Below are 3894 nucleotides of genomic sequence, written 5' to 3' on the forward strand. Positions count from 1 at the left end.
AAAAAAAACAAATTAACAGAGTCGCAATTCTAATTTAAGAATCACAAACATAATGTTAATAGAAACACATCAAGCCCTGCCACTAAATATAATATTCATACCTTATTATTCAGCTATTTACACATAATAATTTGCTATTCGTATGTACTATGTATGTACAAATAATTCGATGAAATTTTTAAACTAAATTACTTGCGCATTGTACATACATAGTACATACTATGTACTCACTGAGTATGTACTATGAGGGTTTTTATGTCTGAAAGCAAAAGCTTTACAATTCGTGTTGATGAAGATCTGATTAAAGTGTTTCATCATGCTTGTTCAAACAACGATACTACAGCGTCACAAGCTATAAGGGCTTTCATGCGTGAGTATGCTAAAAAACACGGTCAAGGCGACTTATTTACAACTAAAAAGGGTTGAATTATAGCTATGGGGTAATCTAATCATGGTCTTCTTGAGCCATGTAAGAGTCAAATTCATCATCACTTAGGTCTTTAATCAAGAAAGCTTCTATCTTCTGAACCTTTTTAAAGATCTTCTTATGTGCTTCTGTTGAAAGCTCTTGATTAATCCTTTGCTCATTTAATAATTCATGCCTTAAATCAAAAATTAGGCTTTCAATACGTTCCAGTGCTTCATTTTTTCTTCTGACCTTACTAAGTCTAAAGTAGCTTTATTTTTCCTCCTGACTTCATTCTGTGCCCGAGCGTACACATAAAAACAGTACATCAACCCAGCAATCACTAAACCAATCGCAATATCCATCATTATCCCTTACAAATCTCTATATTCGAGCCAATAGGTGTGTTATTCGAGTCAATAAGCACGTTATTCGAGTCAATAAGCACGTTATTCGAGTTTTTGTCATGATACTACCAAATGCAATCTAAAGCCTTTAGACCCTCTGTCAAGAGCGCGGTTACGTAAACCTGTATATAATAGAGCTACGCCCTATCATCTACAGGTTTACATAAGCCACGTTGGGGAAACCCCAAACCCCGAAAAAATGACGATTACATGGCTATGGTATGTGCCCATGCTGTAATTGCTGTGAAAATAGTTGAAGCTGCAAGGCTTTCACAAATATTTCGAAGAGTAGCTGCTACCTCCTTTCGTTCAGGAGGTAACGATATTTCAATCTCAAGTAACTGTTTAGCTTCATGAGCTAGTCGTTTATCTTCCTCGGTAGTTAGCACTAGATTGTCTATTTTCTCAACAAGGTTTCTCAAATCTTTATCTGTGATGTTATCTCTAATTACGATGCCTTGACCACAGTTTATTATTGAGTTTCCATGTATATCTAAACCTTGTATATCGCTTGGAGCGCTTACTGCTGTACCGCATCGTTCGAAAGTGTTACCTGAAATGGTGATGGTCATTTATAAGTCCCTTTGTATAGATAGGCATTCAGTATATCAGTACCTTTAAACCGTAGCTTACTATTTTACAAGGTGGTTAATATGGCAATATTCAGAGCTGGAACTAAACATATAAGCAGGTCAAAAGGGCATAATGTTGTCGCGGCAGCAGCTTACCGAGCAGGTGAAAAACTGACCGACACTAACAAACTAAACCCCAATGCGACCACTCATGACTACACCAAAAAGCATGGCGTATTAGCTAAAAATATCGTTTTGCCAATCACTTTAAGTGGTCAAGGTTTTTCGATCAACAGACAAGAGCTGTGGAGTAGTGTTGAACAACACGAAACAACCACTAGGAGCGTCAAAGGCAGCCGTTTAAAGCAGACCGCTAGACTTGCTAGGGAGTGGTTGCTAGCGTTGCCTAGCGAGCTGTCAGACGAAGAAAACGAACAACTAACAGCAGAGTTTACCCAAAAGTTAGCCGATGACTTGGGCGTGATTGGTGATTATTGTATTCATAAGCCAACTATCAAAGATTACAAACCTAAAGCCGACTATATCGAGTGGTATGACCCCGATACACAGAAAACCGAGCTAGTGAGAGTCGATGACGTAAAGGCGCTTGAACCCGATGATCGCAATATACACGCGCATATTATGTTTACTACACGCAAAGCCAAGCTAACCAAAGACGGCGAGCTATTGCTGGGCGACAAGGCAGACAGTGAAAGGTCTGAAAAGTGGCGTAAAGATAAAGGCATGGTCAACGGTGGCGACTATATCAAACAGGTGCGTGAGCTATGGGCAAATATGGTCAATGACCGATTGGCACACCATGATATAGCACTCATTAGCCACAGGTCTTATAAAGACTTAGGGCTTGATATTGAACCACAACGCAAAGAGGGAAAGAACGCAACGGTTCTTGCTAGATATGGCGTTGAAACAAAAATAAGGATAACTAACGATGAAATCAAAGAGCGAAACAGAGCCGTTATTAAGTCAACAGCAAGTAGTTGCATTGCTAGCATTAGTAAAACAGCAGACAGAGCAAATAGTTGGATTGAACGATCAAGTGACTGGCTATCAAATGCAACTACAACCCATTTTGATTCAGAACAAGCAACTCAAAGATTTGACGAGCAATCAATCGTCTTTAATAGACTCGCAAAACAAGCAAATACAGTCCTTGCTAGACCGTCTGCAGCCTTGATAAAGCAAGCGGTACAGAAGTATAGAGATATTAATAACTATGAGCCTATGATACAGATAAGTGACTGGGCTGCGGTTGCTGGTTCAAAACCCAAACCTAACCCCGAACCCAATCCAATACTGGAATTTAATCAGCGTCAGCGAGATATTATCAACAATATAAGCGATAACCTCACAGGGTTTAATGGCGAATATGTGAGCCAATCGCAGCTTAGAGATAGCCTTTCATATCATGACAATGAGCGCATTTTAATACTGCTAACAGACCCTGAAAGAGAGGAAATGCTGTATAAACAGGATGAAATGGCTCGCACTGAGCAAGTTATTATAAGCAGCCCATCTTTAGATATGACACAGAAGTCACAAATAGAGGCAGGGCATGAAAAACCCGAGCCGACACCTCATACCCCAAGCTATACCTACACTCCACGCTAACCATTAACCTTTTCTTAAATATCAAAAAAGAATATAGATGTAATATTTGTTAAGCTTAACTTAAAACGCAGACATAAAAAAACGCTCAAACTGCTTGCACAGTAGAGCGCTTTTCGTTTAGCATAGTACACAACAGTTAGACAAGTTTGGCGACTTGAATAACGAACAAATAAGCATTCACAGTGCGTTATTTGAACAGACAGAGCTTGTTGTTACGCTCATTCTATCAAAAATACACTTCTAATCAATACAAAATCGCTTATTTACTCGTTTTTCATACTCTCTATATACCACTAACTGTCCCTAAAAATGGGTGGCAGGCATCAGCGACGACTGCGTTTTTGGGGTGATAAGCAATCTCTCGACAGGGGGAGCTGAACATATTGAGAAGTGGTATGAGTGGTTATGCAGGTCAGCTTAGTACGCATATTGGGGCAACCCTTGCGGAACAGTCTGTATAGCGGGTAGAACCACGTTCAGGCGGTGCTATTAGCCGTAATTCTACCAGTGTCAGCTTAATACAGTGATGACACCCGATTGAAAGCGACGACGATGCCGACGGCATATAAATCACTATCGGAAACACACTAAAGGATTTGCAGTTTTTCAACTGCAAATGCTTTAGGGTGAGTGTTCCCGATATCTGCTCAAACTCCACCAACAGCATATAAACAAGCTTAGGCTATTACAAGTAATATATAGCCCCCTAGGCTATATATTATAAGGACTCACAAAAAAAATTATAATATATATAGATCAAAAAAAACAAATTAACAGAGTCGCAATTCTAATTTAAGAATCACAAACATAATGTTAATAGAAACACATCAAGCCCTGCCACTAAATATAATATTCATACCTTATTATTCAGCTATTT

The 3894-nt window shown here is 39.1% G+C and carries 3 protein-coding genes; 2 read left to right on the forward strand and 1 reads right to left on the reverse strand.

Going from position 1 to position 3894, the window contains the following annotated elements; translation table 11 throughout:
* The first annotated feature begins 255 nt into the window (after positions 1 to 255).
* The gene (locus A7325_RS13875; protein WP_197488915.1) at positions 256 to 426 is read left to right on the forward strand and encodes a hypothetical protein; all 171 of its coding nucleotides are present in this window, start codon (positions 256 to 258) and stop codon (positions 424 to 426) included.
* A gap of 593 nt (positions 427 to 1019) precedes the next feature.
* Here the strand turns inward: A7325_RS13875 and A7325_RS12890 are convergent.
* On the reverse strand, positions 1020 to 1385 hold the full coding sequence (locus tag A7325_RS12890; protein ID WP_068408778.1) for a hypothetical protein: 366 nt from the start codon (positions 1383 to 1385) through the stop codon (positions 1020 to 1022).
* A gap of 81 nt (positions 1386 to 1466) precedes the next feature.
* Here A7325_RS12890 and A7325_RS12895 point away from each other — a divergent pair, with 81 nt between their 5' ends.
* Complete coding sequence (locus A7325_RS12895) at positions 1467 to 3017, forward strand: MobA/MobL family protein (RefSeq protein WP_068408780.1); 1551 nt, start codon at positions 1467 to 1469, stop codon at positions 3015 to 3017.
* The last annotated feature ends 877 nt before the right edge of the window (positions 3018 to 3894 follow it).

It is taken from the genome of Psychrobacter sp. SHUES1, assembly GCF_001652315.1.
GTDB lineage: Bacteria > Pseudomonadota > Gammaproteobacteria > Pseudomonadales > Moraxellaceae > Psychrobacter > Psychrobacter faecalis.